The following is a 16,408-nucleotide window of genomic DNA, read 5'->3' as shown; positions in this document are numbered from 1 at the left end:
TAGCCGAAAAAGTGTACAAAAATAGAGTGCCGGAAATATTGGTGTGAAAGACACACCGAGAAAAACTTGACACATACCCTACCACTTGTAGTCATTGATAAATCGAAAGAGGCAAAAGAAAATAATGATTTTGTTCTTTCTGTCGATGATATTTTAGAATTTGAAAAAGAGCATGGAAGGATAGAAGCAGGTACCTTTGTTGCGCTCCGAACAGATTGGAGTAAACGTTGGCCGAACAAAGAAGCTTTTGAGAACAAAGATACAGAAGGAAATAGTCATACACCAGGCTGGGGAATCGCAGCACTTCAATTTTTGTTTGAAGAAAGGAACATTAGTTCAGTTGGACACGAAACATTTGATACGGATGCAGCAATCGATGTTCGAAAAAACGGCTCTCTAATTGGAGAATATTATGTTCTTGAACAAGATACGTATCAAATTGAGTTATTAACAAATTTAGATAAAGTACCTGCAAAAGGTTCCGTTATCTTCAGTATTAGTCCTAAACCTGAGAGAGCAACCGGGTTTCCAGTTCGTTCTTTTGCTATTTTACCTTAAGAAACAAAGGCGTAAGCGCCCGTTTAGCAACGTACAAACTGGAGCACTTCGCAATGAGATAAAGGAAACACGGTGAGCTGGAAGCGAACCGATGTTGACTTATCGTAGTGGAGAAGCGTGAAGTTTGCTAGTTGCTGGGCGCTGGAGCCGGACGCGGCTTGTGCTGTTGTTAGCATGATAAAGCCTAAATTTTAAAATTATAAGGAGAGATAAAAATGACAAAAACTCTAGTAAAAGCACCATTTAGAGCAGATCATGTAGGAAGTTTATTACGTCCAGAAAGAATCCATCAAGCAAGAAAGGATTTCCAAGCTGGCAATATTACAGCTAGCGAGTTATACAAAATAGAAACAGAAGAAATTAAACAATCTGTTGATAAGCAAATTGAGGTTGGCCTACAGGCAGTTACTGACGGAGAAATTCGACGTAGATTTTGGCATACAGATTTTATGGAGCATTTAAATGGGGTGGAAGGCTATGTTCCTGAAAGCGGGTTTGCCTTTAAAGGAGAAGAAACAGAAAGATATGATGTCCGAGTCGTAGGTAAGGTTTCCTTTAACCCGGAACACCCACATTTGAAAGACTTTTCTCTTTTTAAAGAAATTGTTGGGGATCGTGCAATTGCCAAACAAACCATTCCAAGTCCAAACCAATTTTTCAACGCTGGTATCCGTAACCTAGAAATCTATCCAGATATTGAAGAATATGCGAATGATATTATTCAAACATACCGTGATGCGATCAGAGCCTTTTATAATGCGGGTTGTCGTTATCTTCAATTAGATGATGTATATATTGCTGGATTAAATGCACCAGAAATTCCATTTAATGATAGCGGATATTCTAGAGAAAAATTAATTGACCTAGCATTACGTGTCGCTAATGGGGTATTGGAAGATAAACCAGAGGATTTAACGGTAACCACTCATCTTTGCCGTGGAAATTATCGTTCAAAATGGGCATTTGAAGGTAGTTATGCGAAAATCGCTCCAACCTTATTTGCCAATGAAAAGGTAGATGGATTTTTCCTAGAATATGACGATGACCGTTCAGGGGACTTCCAACCACTAGCATACATTCCAAATGATGGTCCAAGAGTGGTTTTAGGAGTATTCACATCGAAGCATGGCGAACTGGAAGATAAGGAAAATATTATTGCACGAGTGAAAGAGGCCTCTCAATATGTTCCATTAGAAAATCTATGCATTAGCCCACAATGCGGATTCGCTTCTACCCATCACGGAAATATTTTAACCGAAGAAGAACAATGGGCGAAGCTGAAATATATTGTGGATATTTCTAAAGAAATTTGGGGGTAAGTGATCCTCATGCAGGAAACGTTAGGATAAAATAAAATACCTCCTTTTCTATACAATAGGGGTAGTCAGCTATTTCGTCGACTACCCCTATTAAATTCTGTTATCCAGCTAAGTTACTTAGTAGTGCTTGGCGCGGACTTCGGCTGCAGAAACCAATTTCAATTAAAAATTCATGCATGCAACATTTGTTGAAAATTAGACTTGCGATACATCCATCTTTTAACATATCTAAGAAGAATATCATTTGTATGATTGTTTTTTCCGATGATGGTCCGGATTTCTCTTTGATTCTCATTCGTCGGGGTTACCGGGTATTCCCCACAAATATCAAGCCCGATGACATCTTTGTTTCGGAAGAGCACTTGTAGCATTTTCAGCATTTGTTTTAGTCGCATCGTTCCGTGATCCCATCCAGTTAAAGCATCTTCTGGATGTAGTACATCTTTGTCGATACTAATGTATACAGAATCCGTCGGTATATAATTTAAAATAGATTTTATGATAATAGCAAGATTTGATTGAAGAGAGTCTTCTGTTAAAAATTTTACTTTATTATGAATAGAGTTGGGGATGTGATTGGGAGCATCTTCACTCACACCAATCATACATACTTTCTTTAACATGGGGAGAGTATTCAGGGAATCTAGGACCCAGGATCCGCAAGAAATCAAGTCATTGCTTGGGCTAGGAAGCGTGTCTGTGTGATGATCAAATAAAATTAAACTGTACGGTTTCTTTATATTGGATTGTAATACATGAGACACATAATGATAGTTTCCACTACCTAAGAAATAGATTGTGCTTCGTTTTTGACCGATTATTTTATTAGAAATATCCTTAAGCGTTTCTTTTTCGCATAATAAACTTGTATTTTCCATCGACTCAAGTTCTATCCATTCATAAGGATAAGTTTGATAAAATGTTTGCTTTTTATAGGACCCATCAAAATTTAATAAGGCCACACTACTATCCATTTTGATTTTCCTCCTTCTTAAATTTACTTTGTTTACTTTTTCACTTATAGACTAATATGTAATAAGGAAACTTCTATTGTTTTATTATAACATTTTTATCTTCTTAAAATGCTAGAATTGCTCAAATGAGCCGGAGGGATAGGCCCCTCCGGCTCATTTGCGGATTAAGCAGGTACAGTTTCTTTATTAACCTTTTTGCTTTCCTTCGCCATGGCTTCTAATGCTACCTGATTCAAATAGTTTACTGGCTTATTATAATGAGGTTGGAAAAAGAAATCAGTTAATGCTAGTTGTTCAATGGTCATGTTGTTTGCAATACCAACGCTTATTGTGTTAATCGCTTGGGTAAAGTCAGCATCAGAAATTACTTGAGCACCAACAATGCGATGTGTTTCTATTTCGTAGACTAGTTTTAATTGAATCAATGCATTTTCCGGCATAAATTCTGGACGATACTGATCTTCTATATACGCACTATCGACAGATAATCCCGCTAACGTTGCAGCACTTTCGGTTAAACCTGTTGACGCAATGTTATGATTATATATTTTCAAACCTGATGTACCTTGTGTTCCGGGATGTGCTAATACTGGTGTGACAAGATTATGGGCGACAAGCGTACCCATTCTTACTGCATTGGTTGCTAATGGGATATAAGCTGGCTGTTTTGTTGCATTATAATTCACAGCACAACAATCCCCCGCTGCATACACGTCTTTTACACTTGTTTGCATATATTCATCAACGATAATGGCACCATTTCCTAGCATATCGATTTGACCTTTGACTAATTCTGTATTCGGTCTAAATCCAATACACATGACAACTAAATCCGCTCTGTATTCACCTTTATCCGTGATTACCTTTTCCACAGCGTTTGTTCCTTCAAATTTGGAAACAGTTTGTCCAAGTGCTAATTCAACGCCTCGTTCGGTAAATGTGGTTTCAACAGGTGCTGTAAAAGTATCATCCAAATAGCGATTTAAAATTCTTTCTTCACTATCAATTAATGTTACGTTTTTGCCATTTTGTTCAAAGGCTTCCACTAGTTCAACACCAATGTATCCCGCTCCAACAACGACAACATTTTCAACGGATTCAGAACGTTTGATGATTTCATTGGCGTGAGCGAAGTTTTTACATAATAAGACGTTTTCTAAATCAGAACCTGAAATCGGTGGTGTTACAGGCCAAGAACCAGAGGTAATAATTAATTTATCATAGTTATAATCTTTTGTTTCATTTGTTTTCATATCTCTTGCTTGTAACTGTTTGTTATTTATATCACAAGATGTCACTTCATGATTCATATGCATACGTACACCTTGTTTTTCAAATTGTTCTACAGAAGCGTAAAATAGCCCGTTTGGATCGTTAACTACTCCACCTACATAAAGGGCAATACCACAAGATAAGAAGGAAACATTATCATTTTTTTCAAAAACATCTATTTTTGCATCGGGATATAAATTCAATATATTATTAATCGCCGCTGTTCCTGCATGCGTACATCCTATAACTGCTACTTTCATTATAAACCATCCTCCAGTACACTTTATTGTTCAACACTTCACAATTATAAAGTCAATTAAAATAATTAACTTATAACAGTAATATAACATCCCAATTAATAATTGACAAGCTTTTGTGATTAATTTCACATTTATGTCAAAGTTGAGCCAGTGGGACCTGCCCGTTTGGCTCGTTATCGTAGAAATGAATAGACCGTTTGTTTGTTATATTCTTCATCTTTTTTTAATAGGATGGAAGGAATTCCTACATGATGTAAAGAAGTGGGGGCCTTGGTTTCAAAGCAAACACCTAAATGTTTTCTGGTTTTCCCCTCCGAAGGTTCATGAGCATCTTCTAAATTATTCCCAGTGTACATGACCATTCCAGGCTGATTAGTCTCGACTCGCAATACTCTACCACTTATATTTTATGTTACCTCTACATTCCCTTTTTCTTCAGGGTTAAATAGAAAATAATGATCATACCCATTTCCTACTATCCAGTTCTGGAAAGAATTCGCTGAGATTTCATCTTTTAGTTTACACCCCCGCAAAAAGTTAAACGTCGTATTCTCTACTAGTATCTTCCCAGTTGGAATTAGCTCATGATTAAGTTCTATATAATTTCTACTATTCATCCTTACTGAATGATGCTGAATGGAAGCTTTTAAATTCCCGACAGGTTAAAATAAGTATGATTTGTTAATGTTAAAGGGGTTGTTTCATCTGTTGTAGGCCATGTAGTCAACTACAAGCTGAGTATCATTATTTAACACATATGTTACAACAACCCTCACATTACCAGGGTACCCATTCTCACCACCTTCACTGAAATAATAAAGTTTGACACCTACCCCGTATGAAGTATCAAATGGCTCAGCGTCCCAAAAAACACGATGAAACCCTTCCCCACCGTGCAAGTGGTTGGTTGAGTCGTTTCTTTCTAATTTGTATCTTTTTCCATTAATAGTAAAACATGCTCCTTCAATTCTTCCAGCGACCCGTCCAATGATTGCACCGAAGAAATAAGGATCCGTTTTATATTCTTGATAACTTTTATAACCTAAGACAACATTTTCAAATTTTCCATGTTGATCGGGAACGATAATTCTTTGTACGATACCACCGAAATTTAATATATGCACCTCCATAACATAGTCGTTTTTTAGTATTAAAACCTTCCACCTATCGCCTAATTGTTTTACTTCGATATTCATATCATCTCCCTTTCTAATACAAATCTAGGAGAATTAGAAAAGGACTTGGGAAACCAGTCCTTTTCTTTATATCGTTTATATTTTATATATTACTAACATTTTTAGTTCCAGTTTGTTCCTTCTTTCTTTTTTTCCACAAGCTTTCTAATTGTTCAAGTGATTTCCCTTTTGTTTCAGGTACCATCTTCCAAACAAAGATTGCCGAAAGGACACTCATTAAACCATAGAATCCATAGGTTAATGGACCACTAAATTCAATCATCGGAGGATACGTTGATGAAATAAAAAAGTTAGCTGCCCATTGTGCAGCGACTGCAAAGGCGATTGCTTGCCCTCTAATTTTATTAGGAAATATTTCGGACAGTAATACCCAACAGATAGGACCCCATGACATCATAAAGGAAGCTGTGTAGAAAATGATAAAAATCAATGTCCATATTCCAAATGCACCATTATGCGCAAGTAAGGCAACCCCAAACATTCCGATAGCCATACCGATTGACCCAATTATTAACAGTGGTTTTCTTCCCCATTTATCTACGGTTTGTATCGCAATAATGGTAAATATAACATTAATCAGTCCCATTATTACAGTTTGCATCATGGATGCATTTTGACCAGCACCCATACTTTCAAAAATACGTGGTGCATAATACAAGGCTACATTAATACCAACGAATTGTTGGAAAACAGAAAGCAAAATACCTACAATAATAACTGTTTTTCCGTAAGAAAAAAGTTTACCAGATGATGTTACCGTATTTAATGATTCATTAATTTCCGATAGAACAACTTTTGCCTTTTCTTTTGAGCCATTAATTTTCGATAAAATATTAAATGCTTGATCTCCTTTGTTTTTGGACACCAAATATCTTGGCGTTTCCGGAACATAGAATAGTAGAATAAAGAATAAAAATGCTGGTATTGCCTCTGAGGCAAACATAAATCTCCAACCAATATCATTCACCCATGCAGTTGGTTGCCCATTTGCAATCCCCCAGTTAACAAAATAAACAACCAATTGCCCGAAAATAACAGCGAATTGATACCAAGAAACTAATTTACCACGAATCTCCTGAGGTGCAATTTCACCAATATAAGTAGGAGAAATTGCAGATGCCATCCCTACACCGATACCCCCAAGAATTCGATATAGATTAAATGTGATTAGTAAACTAACTGATGGTTCCCCCGCATTAAAGAATAAGAACTCCGGATAAGCTGATCCAAGTGCGGAAAGGAAAAATAGTATTGCAGCAATGATTAATGAATTTCTCCTTCCAATACTATTGGAAAAGGATCCAGATATTAAACCACCTATAATACAACCAATTAATGCACTAGAAACAGTTAATCCATGCACAAGGGAACTTAGCCCTAAACTATCAATCAAATATAATTGTATGGACTTCTCAGCACCAGAAATAACCGCTGTATCATAACCAAATAGCAATCCTCCCAAAGTTGCAATCAATGTGATGGAGATAATATATGAATTATTATATGATTTAGTTTTCACTTTCATCGTTTGTCAGAGCAGAGTGTACAAATCTTCTACTCTTCCCCCCACTTCTATTATATTTAAGCGTTTTCCTTTATAGCAATCCATTAAAAAACTAGTCTCTAAACTCTAGCAATCCTTTATTCAGTGATATTGTCGCCAAATATACTTGCCTATATAGTTGATATAACGTTTGATATTTTTCCACATTCTTAGCAATCGGATAGTATACTTTTTCCTCTTTCAAAAATTCCCTAGCACAATCCTTAAGCGAATCAAACCATCCACATCCCACAGCAGCAAGCATCCCTGCTCCCATTCCTGGCCCTTGCTCACTTTGAAGTTTCACAATTTCCGCATTAAAAATATCCGCCTGCATCTGTAGCCATGCTTCATTTTTTGCTCCGCCACCGATTGAGATAATCTTATCAATTTGTCTTCCATTTTCACGGAAAATTTGTACCGATTCATTCAGAGAAAAAGTAATCCCTTCCAAAATAGCTCGAACAAAGTGTTTTCTTTGATGGGAACTATCCATTCCAATAAAACTCCCCCGAATGGTTGCATCTACATGCGGGGTCCTTTCCCCTGAAATATAAGGAGTAAATAACAGCCCGTTTGCTCCTACTGATACAGTGTTCAACTCAGCTAACACATCATCAAAATCTTCTTCCTTCGCAAATGTATCCTTAAACCATGTTAAACTATGACCTGCTGCAAGCGTAACACCCATGGAATAAAAGGCATTTGGGGACGCATGGTTAAAGTAATGAACTTTTCCATCAAAGTCCTTATCACCATTATTTTCATAGGTTAAAACAACACCAGAAGTCCCAACACTTACTAACGTTTTTCCTTCTTCTAAAATCCCTGCACCAATTGCACCGCAAGCATTATCGGCACCACCTGCAAATACTCGAGTGGACGGGGATAGTCCGGTTTTCATGGCAATATCAGGTATGATCGTTCCAACTTCCGCATGTGATTCAATCAAAGGGGGGCAAATACTTACATCCAAATCGAGTATGTCACATAGTTCTGTACTCCATTTTTTCTCATTAACATCTAGTAATAGTGTTCCAGCTGCATCAGAATATTCCATATGAAGTTCACCAGTTAAACGGAAGCGAACATAATCTTTAGGTAATATAAAGAATCTAGCTTCGTCAAAAACCTTGGGTTCATTTTTTTTCACCCAAAGAATTTTCGGTAAAGTAAATCCTTCTAAGGCCGGATTTTTCGCAATACCAAATAAGCGCTCCCTACCAACGCGTGCATAAATCTCACGGCACTCCTCTGTTGTACGAGTATCATTCCAAAGAATAGCATTTCGTAATACTTCATAGCTTTTGTCCAACAATACCAAACCATGCATTTGTCCTGAAAAGCTAATCCCTTCAATATCCTCTGGATCCCCATGAAAGAGTTGGATTAGATCAGACAATCCTGCAATTGTCTGATCCACCCAATCTTTTGGATTCTGTTCGCTATAATTTGACTTTTCCTGTATTAGTGGATAGGATTTAGAAACCTCTTGAACGACATCCCCATGCTTATTTACCAATAAAAGTTTAACGGCGCTCGTTCCTAAATCGACACTAATGACATATTTCATATAACAACATCTCCTAAGATAAAAACCAATTATTTTCCGGAATAAGCATTCAGTAAATATTGGTTAATCGTTGATTTAATTCTCTCTAATTTACCAGATTCATTTTTTATTTCAGTTAGACCTAACGCGTGTTCTTCCAATTTACGAAAATCTGTATTTCCTTCAACAATTTCCAAACCGATGCCTTCTGTATAGCTCTTATAACGAGTATCAACAATATCGTCTAATACTTTGTCGTCGATTAATTGTTGGGCTACCTTTAATCCAACGGCAAAACTGTCCATTCCAGCAATATGTGCATAGAATAGATCTTCTGGCTCAAAGGATCCACGACGTACCTTCGCATCGAAGTTAAGTCCCCCTCGTCCAAGGCCCCCATTTTTCAGGATTTCATACATGGCAAGCGTTGTTGTATATAAATCAGTTGGGAACTCATCCGTATCCCATCCTAGTAATGGATGTCCTTGATTCGCGTCTACAGAACCTAACATATTATGGATTCTCGCATAGTGAAGTTCATGTTCAAAACTATGCCCTGCTAATGTAGCATGGTTTGCTTCAATATTAAATTTAAAGCTATCTTGCAGATTATAGTTTTGCAGAAAAGCATAACCACTCGCTACGTCAAAATCATACTGATGGGTTGTTGGTTCCTTCGGTTTTGGCTCAATTAAAAACTGTGCATCAAAGCCAATTTCCTTCGCGTAGTCCACTGCCATATGGAAAAAGCGACCTAAATTGTCTAACTCTAATTTCATATCTGTATTTAATAACGTTTCATATCCTTCACGTCCGCCCCAGAATACATAGTTCTCTGCACCAAGCTCTTTCCCAACTTCCAGTCCCTTTTTCACTTTTGCCGCAGCATAAGCGAATACATCTGCGTTATTTGAAGAAGCACCACCATGAACAAAACGTTTATTACTAAAATTATTTGCCGTATTCCAAAGCAACTTTGTTTTGGTATCTTTCATATAATCTTTCATCATGGAAACGATGATATCCAAATTTTTGTTTGATTCTCTTAAGGAACTTCCTTCTGGTGCAATATCCACATCATGAAAGCAAAAATATGGAACATGAAGCTTCTCGAAGAATTCAAAGGCAGCTTCAACTCTAGCTTTTGCCAGATCCATTCCGGTAAATTTATCCCACGGGCGAACTGCAGTTCCCACTCCAAATGGGTCGGATAAATCCTCTGTAAAAGTATGCCAGTATGCAACTCCAAAACGTAAAATTTCTTCCATTGACTTGTCACCAATTTTCTCTTCTGGATTATAAAATTTAAAAGCTAATGGATTTTTTGAAGTAGGTCCTTCGTATTTAATTTTGTCAATGTTTGTAAAATAACTCATAATATTTTCCCCTTTCAATCATTCAATTCAATAACTTTGTTTAATACTTAAACTAAGTTTAATATCCTTTGTAATCGTTGTCAACCAATAAATTTGATATTTCAGCAAAATAATTGCATTATTTTTGATGGTATTGTTATAGTAAATTTAACGGATTACTCACTTAAACTTAGTTTATCCGTCAAACATAAGCTAAGGTTTTATTTCAAAAAAATTATTACTGTGATATTATTCGGATAAACGTTAGATAAGGGAGAAAAAGGAATGAAATTATTAAAAACAGGGGATCAAAATCTCGTTAAACAAATCAATAAAACCATTGTATTTAATACAATTAAAGATAAAGGTCCTGTTTCACGTGCACAGATTTCAAAAGATACCGGATTAAATAAAGCAACCGTATCAACTATGGTCTCAGAATTGCTCAAAGAATCGTTTGTAAATGAAATTGGTTCAGGACAATCGAGTGGAGGAAGAAAACCTGTTATGCTCTATTTTAATCAGCATGCTGGTTACTCAATAGGGATAGATTTGGGTGTAAACTATATCTTAGGTATCCTTACTAATTTCAATGGGGACATTATTGAAAAAAATATGAAGACATTAAACACATTAGAAATAGATGAAATAATCAATCAGATTTTTTTAAGCATTGAATCACTAATGAAAAAGGCCCCAGAAAGTCCATATGGTATTATTGGGATTGGTATTGGAGTTCCAGGACAAGTCGATCAACATGAAAGGATTCTTTTTGCACCAAACCTAAATTGGAAAAATATTGATTTAAAAAAGATAGTAGAGGATCGTTTTTCTATTCCAACGAGTATTGAAAATGAGGCAAACGCCGGTGCAACCGGTGAACAATTATATGGTGCTGGGAAAGATATTACGAATCAAATTTATGTAAGTATCGGAATTGGAATTGGAACAGGGATTATTATTAACAACCGGCTTTACAGAGGATCCTCAGGTATATCTGGGGAAATGGGACATTTTACTATTGACACCAACGGTATAAAATGCTCATGCGGAAACCGTGGATGCTGGGAACTATATGCTTCTGAAAGTGCATTATTTAAAATAGCAGAGAAACAAGATTTAGCAAGCAAGAATGTAGAAATTGATTTAGACTTTTTACTAACCGAGGCACAAAAGGGGAACCCTAAAGTTTTACAATTATTAAATACGCTTGGGGAAAACATTGGATTTGGAATAATTAATATTATAAACACATTTAATCCAGAAGTTATTATCATTGGAAACCGCATGGCACAATTTGAGAATTGGATTATGAATCCAATCAAACGTGTCCTCGAAGAAAGGCTTTCCTTCTATCACAAATCGAATACAGCGATTCGCTTTTCTATTTTAGGTAACTATTCCACCGCGCTTGGAGCAAATTCTTTTGCCATTACGAATTTCTTATCGAACATGAAAATTACTGAAACAGGGCTAGTTTAGGTAAATGGAAAATATGTTTTTCTCCATACGGTAACAACCACCTTCCCATATTTTTATATGGGGAGATGGTTTAAAGAAAATTAAAGCATTTGGATTTTAAAAAACAATTCTCCAATCAACAATCGAATATTTGGTTCTTCTCCGACGACAAGCCTTAACCTTTATAAATAACAACCTATACGCCATCCGCCCCCTCCCACTTATTAATCCCTTTAACACAAAATCCATTTCGGATTTCCAAAGAATTCCACTGTTGAAATCCTACCCTTTTTAATAGTTAATCCATTTCTTCCTTTGACTTGAAATATTTATAGGCCTTAGCTGTTATAAAGAACTTCTTTGACACTGGCCTGGATAATGTTTATTTTATCGTTGCACATTTATTTATTTGCCTTTAGGGAATCCATTACCATATTTCCCCAAAGGGTTTTACAAACTAAAAATCTGCACTAAAACCGAGATATCAGTACTCAACCCAAAGATATCAGCCACTCTACCCCAGGGATGGATGAAAGACAAGTCGCCAAAGGAAATGTTAATCCTTTGGCAAAAGTGTTTTTGCAATGTTTTCATCCAGTTCCTCAAAGTCATAGAGGGATATCGTTTCATACAATTCTTTTCTGGTTTGCATATCCGAAATTCCCTGTTTCTGAGTGCCTTGCTCTTTAATTAAAGCAAATATCCGCTCGTAAGCCTTTGCAGCCACTCTTAATGAAGTCACTGGATAGATTACCATGTTAAAGCCCATATTTTCAAATTCTTCTGCGGTGATATATGGTGTCTTTCCAAACTCCGTCATATTTGCCAAAAGTGGTGCATCTATGTTTCTAGCAACCAATCGAAATTCTTCATCCGACTGTAACGCCTCTGGGAAAATCCCGTCCGCTCCGGCTTGTATATAGGCTTGTGATCTTTCCATAACTGCATCCAAACCTTCAACCGAACGTGCATCTGTCCGTGCAATAACAACTAAAGATGGAGCAACTTCTTTGATTGCTCTTATTTTTTGAACCATTTCTTCTGTGGAAACAAGTTGTTTTCCGTTCAAGTGACCACATTTTTTAGGGAGTTTTTGATCTTCTATCTGAACAGCGGCTACATTCGCCTCGACCATTTCTCTTGCCGTACGAGCGGCGTTCAAAACACCACCAAATCCTGTATCAATATCAACAAGTAGTGGTAAATTCGTGGCCCGAATAAGGTCCCTCGCCCTTTCTGCTATTTCCGTTGATGTGATAATTCCAAGGTCAGGAAGCCCCCTGCTCGCTGTATAAGCACCACCCGACAAATAAAGTGCCGAAAATCCTGCATTTTTTGCAACAAGCGCTGCCATCGCATCATGCGCCCCGGGGATTTGCAAAATAGATTCTTCATTGATTAATTCTTTAAATTGATTGGCCAATTCTACTTGAGATGACTGTTGATCGACTATCCAAGCCATGAATAAAGCCCTCCTTTATGGATTAATTAGAAACTAAGGCATTCGCCATTAGGCTGGAGAACGCCTTAATTGTACTTGCAGAGAGTAAGGTTTATCCTTTCTGCTATTAGACAAATAGTTCCATGAATTCATTCACATGCATCGAACGGATTTTATCATCATACAAACACACTTCTTCTATTTTCTTTCGTTGTTTTTCTGTATAATGTGTCGATAGATTGGAGGAAAATTTCACGATAATTTTCGGAAATGCTTCCTCTCTTCTAAAACGGTGACCTAATGGATACTCGCATTCCACTTTTTCTGTTGATGTCCCATCTTTAAAATGAACCTGAACCGCATTAGCGATCGAGCGCTTATTCGGATCAAGGTAATCTTTGGTATATTCTTTGTTTTCCGTAACTATCATTTTATCTCGTAACATATCAATGACCGGATCTGCTGCAGCCTCATCCTCGTAATCCTCTGCGGTAATATCCCCTTTTAAGAGTCCAATTGCCGTAATATATTGCAAGCAATGATCACGGTCTGCAGGATTGTTTAAAGGGCCCTTTTTGTCAATAATACGAATAGCAGACTCATGAGTTGTAATTTCTATTCTATCAATCTCGTTCATACGTTCTTTTACTTTCGGATGCAACTTGATAGCCGCTTCCGCCGCAGTTTGAGCATGAAATTCAGCAGGATAGGAAACTTTGAATAATACATTTTCCATCACATAGGAATCTAACGGACGAGCGAGTGTTAAGGTTTGTTTGTTAAATAAAACATCTTGGAATCCCCAATCTGGTGCCGTTAATGCGGATGGATAGCCCATTTCTCCCTTTATAGCTAACAAGGATAAAAATACCGCTCGACTAGTAGCATCCCCTGCAGCCCATGATTTACGAGAACCCGTATTTGGAGCATGCCGATACGTTCGTAAACTTGAATTATCAATCCAGGCATTGGACAATGCGTTATTAATTTCCTCCCTGCCACCACCTAACATTTTCGTAACAACAGCAGTCGTTGCAACTTTGACAAACAAAACATGGTCAAGTCCCACACGGTTTAAACTATTTTCCAACGCAAGCACACCTTGGATTTCATGAGCCTTAATCATCATTTCCAATACACCGTCCACAAGAAGAGGAGGTTGCCCTTTAGCAACACGAATTTGGCTAATATAATCGGCAACCGCCAATATGCCACCCAAGTTATCGGATGGGTGTCCCCATTCTGCCGCTAACCACGTATCATTATAATCAAGCCAGCGGATCATCGTTCCTATATTAAATGCCCCCTGCACTGGATCAAGAACATGAGATGTTCCGGGCACACGAGTTCCATGTGGTACGATTGTCCCAGGTACAACAGGTCCAAGTAACTTCGTGCATTCTGGGTAACTGAGTGCAAGAATGCCACCTCCTAATGTATCCAACAAAACATAACGAGCCGTTGTATAAGCTTCTGTACTCGTAATATCTTTGTTTAGAACATAGTCCGTAATTTCCTCTAATAATGGATCGGTTTTCGTTTGTTCGTTTACTTTTAGCAAAATCCTCTTCCTTTCCTATTAAATTTTCTATATGATAAGTATGAGTGCCTGTCACTTATCGGCGGGCGGTACACAACTCCCCAGTTGATCGAATTACCGCTCGCCAATATAATGTACACGTGGCCTGAAAAGTCGATTGTTTTGATGTTGTTCGATTACATGAGCACATAATCCAACTGTCCGTGCGCTAAAGAAGATTGGGGTATACAATGCAATTGGAATTCCAAGCATCCAATATACTGGAGCAGCATAATAATCAAGATTAGGGTATAGGCCTTTTTCTTCCTCCATTATCTTTTCTCCAGCTTCACACATTTCTAACAATAAAAAATCAACTTTTTTCTCACAGAGTTGCTTTAAAGATTCCTTCATAATAGATGCCCTTGGATCCATTTTCTTCATATATACACGATGTCCAAACCCCATAATCTTTTCCTTCCGTTCCAACTTATCCATTAGCATTTTTTCAAATCCAGCGACTGTTTTAGCTTCTAGCAACATATGCATCACAGCCTCATTCGCGCCCCCGTGCAAATTCCCTTTTAGTGATGCAACTGCACCAGTTAAGGATCCGTATAAGTCGGATTGTGTGGAAGCTATGACTCTCGCTGTAAATGTTGAATTTGGCATTTCGTGCTCACTATATAAAAGTAGGGATCGGTCAAAAATTTCCATTTCTTGTTCTGATGGCACTTTTCCTGTTATCATATATAAAAAATTTGCACTATACGGTAGGTCTTTACGTGGGGAAATGGGCTCATCGTTAGTTAGAATTCTATAGCTATTTACGGTAATGGTCGGAAGCTTTGCTAATAGTTCATAGGCCCGGTTTTTATTCACTTCTATAGAACGATCATCCATGTTCTTATCAATGCCGGCTAAAATAGATAAACCAGTCCTCAATCCATCCATCGGGTGTAACCGCTTAGGCAATAAAGAAAAAACATCGTTTACAAAAGTAGGAACATGGTATTCAGCCTTCAGCTTTTCTTCCATTTCACTTTTTTCTTCTGAATTAGGTAATTTACCTTCTAAAAGCAGATGCGCAACATCCAAATAATCATATTGCTGCGACAATTCAATAAGATCATAGCCTCTTAAGATGATTTTTTCTTGTTCTGTATCAAGCAAAGAAATCGCTGTTTCTGCTGCAATAACCCCTTCAAGGCCTGGAACAAAGTCAATATTTGTTTTCATCAAACTCCTCCTCTTGTCCTAGTAAATCTTTTCGCACATTGTCGAAAGCCCTTTCAAAGTTAAGTAAATAAGCCTCCTCTTTCTCTTTATTTTCTGCGTAAGCACGAATCTCTTGTTTTATTTGTGAATAACACACTTGCAATGTAGATGCTTGATCAACAACTAAATTATTCATCATGATTTCCTTTAACCTTTTAATAAAATAACTAACGGTCCCATACATTGGGTTTTCCTCCATGTGTTCCGATTTTATTTCAGAAAACAAAAAAACAACTCCCTATAGAAGTTGTTAGCATGCATAAACACATAAAAAGCAGATTAAGATGAAGCATGATAACAATGGCTATCATGTCAACCCAGTCGCATCTAACACCTCCTATCCTCGTAGGTTGGGATGTTGCTAGAATAGGCAGGTCTCCTGGCTCATGGTCATCACTTTTCGAACCTTCCCATTTTCATACGAATGAAAACAGTGGTATGTAGTCGAATCGCTCCCATATACAGTTGCGGGACAGCATCGGAGTTTAACCGATTTCCCTTTTAAGCAATAAAAAAGGTTGTTCAAAAGAATATTTTATTGCACCTATTCCTAAACCTATTAAATTAGTCCAAGTATAACATCTCCGCTTTAATATTTCAATAATTACATAAATTTTGTATATTCCAAGGGGCCAGAATAACGGACTCCTCTTGTTATTATCTGTTTCGGGTATTTTGTA

At 37.2% G+C, this 16,408-nt stretch carries 11 protein-coding genes, 2 pseudogenes and 1 riboswitch; of the genes and pseudogenes, 3 read left to right on the top strand and 10 right to left on the bottom strand.

What is annotated here, in order from left to right; all coding sequences use genetic code 11:
• Positions 1 to 78: 78 nt before the first annotated feature.
• Positions 79 to 558 (top strand): annotated as a pseudogene (locus ACFQ18_RS04385) (cyclase family protein); the annotation flags it as partial.
• A 215-nt stretch (positions 559 to 773) separates the two neighbouring features.
• On the top strand, positions 774 to 1,877 hold the full coding sequence (locus ACFQ18_RS04380) for a 5-methyltetrahydropteroyltriglutamate--homocysteine S-methyltransferase (protein WP_060667675.1): 1,104 nt from the start codon (positions 774 to 776) through the stop codon (positions 1,875 to 1,877).
• 170 nt (positions 1,878 to 2,047) lie between these two features.
• Here the strand turns inward: ACFQ18_RS04380 and ACFQ18_RS04375 are convergent, their stop codons facing one another.
• The 6 genes and pseudogenes from ACFQ18_RS04375 to xylA all read right to left on the bottom strand — a co-directional run bounded on the left by ACFQ18_RS04375 (position 2,048) and on the right by xylA (position 10,050).
• Entirely contained in the window at positions 2,048 to 2,851 is an 804-nt protein-coding gene (locus tag ACFQ18_RS04375) for an arginase family protein (RefSeq protein WP_047185987.1), read from the bottom strand.
• 164 nt (positions 2,852 to 3,015) lie between these two features.
• Positions 3,016 to 4,383 (bottom strand): FAD-dependent oxidoreductase, encoded by a 1,368-nt coding sequence (locus ACFQ18_RS04370; protein ID WP_204797703.1) that lies wholly within the window; start codon positions 4,381 to 4,383, stop codon positions 3,016 to 3,018.
• A 173-nt stretch (positions 4,384 to 4,556) separates the two neighbouring features.
• A pseudogene (locus ACFQ18_RS04365) lies at positions 4,557 to 5,579 on the bottom strand (aldose epimerase family protein).
• A gap of 82 nt (positions 5,580 to 5,661) precedes the next feature.
• The gene (gene xylE, locus ACFQ18_RS04360) at positions 5,662 to 7,104 is read right to left on the bottom strand and encodes a D-xylose transporter XylE (RefSeq protein WP_204797704.1); all 1,443 of its coding nucleotides are present in this window, start codon (positions 7,102 to 7,104) and stop codon (positions 5,662 to 5,664) included.
• A 91-nt stretch (positions 7,105 to 7,195) separates the two neighbouring features.
• The gene (xylB, locus tag ACFQ18_RS04355; protein ID WP_204797705.1) at positions 7,196 to 8,695 is read right to left on the bottom strand and encodes a xylulokinase; all 1,500 of its coding nucleotides are present in this window, start codon (positions 8,693 to 8,695) and stop codon (positions 7,196 to 7,198) included.
• Positions 8,696 to 8,724: 29 nt separating this feature from the next.
• Positions 8,725 to 10,050, bottom strand: a complete 1,326-nt coding sequence (xylA, locus tag ACFQ18_RS04350; RefSeq protein ID WP_204797706.1) for a xylose isomerase — start codon at positions 10,048 to 10,050, stop codon at positions 8,725 to 8,727.
• A 264-nt stretch (positions 10,051 to 10,314) separates the two neighbouring features.
• On the opposite strand from xylA, the gene ACFQ18_RS04345 reads away from it, so the two are divergent.
• Positions 10,315 to 11,511, top strand: coding sequence for an ROK family transcriptional regulator (locus tag ACFQ18_RS04345; RefSeq protein ID WP_204797707.1), 1,197 nt, complete (start codon positions 10,315 to 10,317; stop codon positions 11,509 to 11,511).
• Between the two features lie 535 nt (positions 11,512 to 12,046).
• Here the strand turns inward: ACFQ18_RS04345 and prpB are convergent.
• From prpB to ACFQ18_RS04325, 4 genes are all read right to left on the bottom strand, one after another.
• Positions 12,047 to 12,952 (bottom strand): methylisocitrate lyase, encoded by a 906-nt coding sequence (gene prpB, locus ACFQ18_RS04340; RefSeq protein WP_204797708.1) that lies wholly within the window; start codon positions 12,950 to 12,952, stop codon positions 12,047 to 12,049.
• A gap of 106 nt (positions 12,953 to 13,058) precedes the next feature.
• Positions 13,059 to 14,492 (bottom strand): bifunctional 2-methylcitrate dehydratase/aconitate hydratase, encoded by a 1,434-nt coding sequence (locus ACFQ18_RS04335; RefSeq protein ID WP_204797709.1) that lies wholly within the window; start codon positions 14,490 to 14,492, stop codon positions 13,059 to 13,061.
• A 93-nt stretch (positions 14,493 to 14,585) separates the two neighbouring features.
• Positions 14,586 to 15,689: a citrate synthase gene (gene mmgD / locus ACFQ18_RS04330; protein ID WP_145543032.1), complete on the bottom strand. Its 1,104-nt coding sequence runs from the start codon at positions 15,687 to 15,689 to the stop codon at positions 14,586 to 14,588.
• A complete protein-coding gene (locus tag ACFQ18_RS04325) occupies positions 15,673 to 15,912 on the bottom strand; it encodes a hypothetical protein (RefSeq protein ID WP_146232143.1) in 240 nt (79 codons plus the stop codon). The genes mmgD and ACFQ18_RS04325 overlap by 17 nt, the downstream gene beginning before the upstream one ends.
• Before the next feature lie 168 nt (positions 15,913 to 16,080).
• Positions 16,081 to 16,291, bottom strand: a riboswitch (cobalamin riboswitch).
• Positions 16,292 to 16,408 lie beyond the last annotated feature (117 nt).

Origin of the sequence: Oceanobacillus caeni (assembly GCF_042678465.1) — a bacterium.
In the GTDB taxonomy this organism is placed as follows: Bacteria; Bacillota; Bacilli; order Bacillales; family Amphibacillaceae; genus Oceanobacillus; species Oceanobacillus caeni.
Note: the sequence above shows the minus strand (reverse complement) of the source record. Positions and strands in the feature narration are given on the sequence as shown.

Bases quoted from the DNA above. Each gene is read 5' to 3' on its own strand.
- ACFQ18_RS04380 (WP_060667675.1), top strand. From the start codon at position 774: ATGACAAAAACTCTAGTAAAAGCACCATTTAGAGCAGATCATGTAGGA.
- ACFQ18_RS04375 (WP_047185987.1), bottom strand. From the start codon at position 2,851: ATGGATAGTAGTGTGGCCTTATTAAATTTTGATGGGTCCTATAAAAAG.
- ACFQ18_RS04370 (WP_204797703.1), bottom strand. From the start codon at position 4,383: ATGAAAGTAGCAGTTATAGGATGTACGCATGCAGGAACAGCGGCGATT.
- xylE (WP_204797704.1), bottom strand. From the start codon at position 7,104: ATGAAAGTGAAAACTAAATCATATAATAATTCATATATTATCTCCATC.
- xylB (WP_204797705.1), bottom strand. From the start codon at position 8,695: ATGAAATATGTCATTAGTGTCGATTTAGGAACGAGCGCCGTTAAACTT.
- xylA (WP_204797706.1), bottom strand. From the start codon at position 10,050: ATGAGTTATTTTACAAACATTGACAAAATTAAATACGAAGGACCTACT.
- ACFQ18_RS04345 (WP_204797707.1), top strand. From the start codon at position 10,315: ATGAAATTATTAAAAACAGGGGATCAAAATCTCGTTAAACAAATCAAT.
- prpB (WP_204797708.1), bottom strand. From the start codon at position 12,952: ATGGCTTGGATAGTCGATCAACAGTCATCTCAAGTAGAATTGGCCAAT.
- mmgD (WP_145543032.1), bottom strand. From the start codon at position 15,689: ATGAAAACAAATATTGACTTTGTTCCAGGCCTTGAAGGGGTTATTGCA.
- ACFQ18_RS04325 (WP_146232143.1), bottom strand. From the start codon at position 15,912: ATGTATGGGACCGTTAGTTATTTTATTAAAAGGTTAAAGGAAATCATG.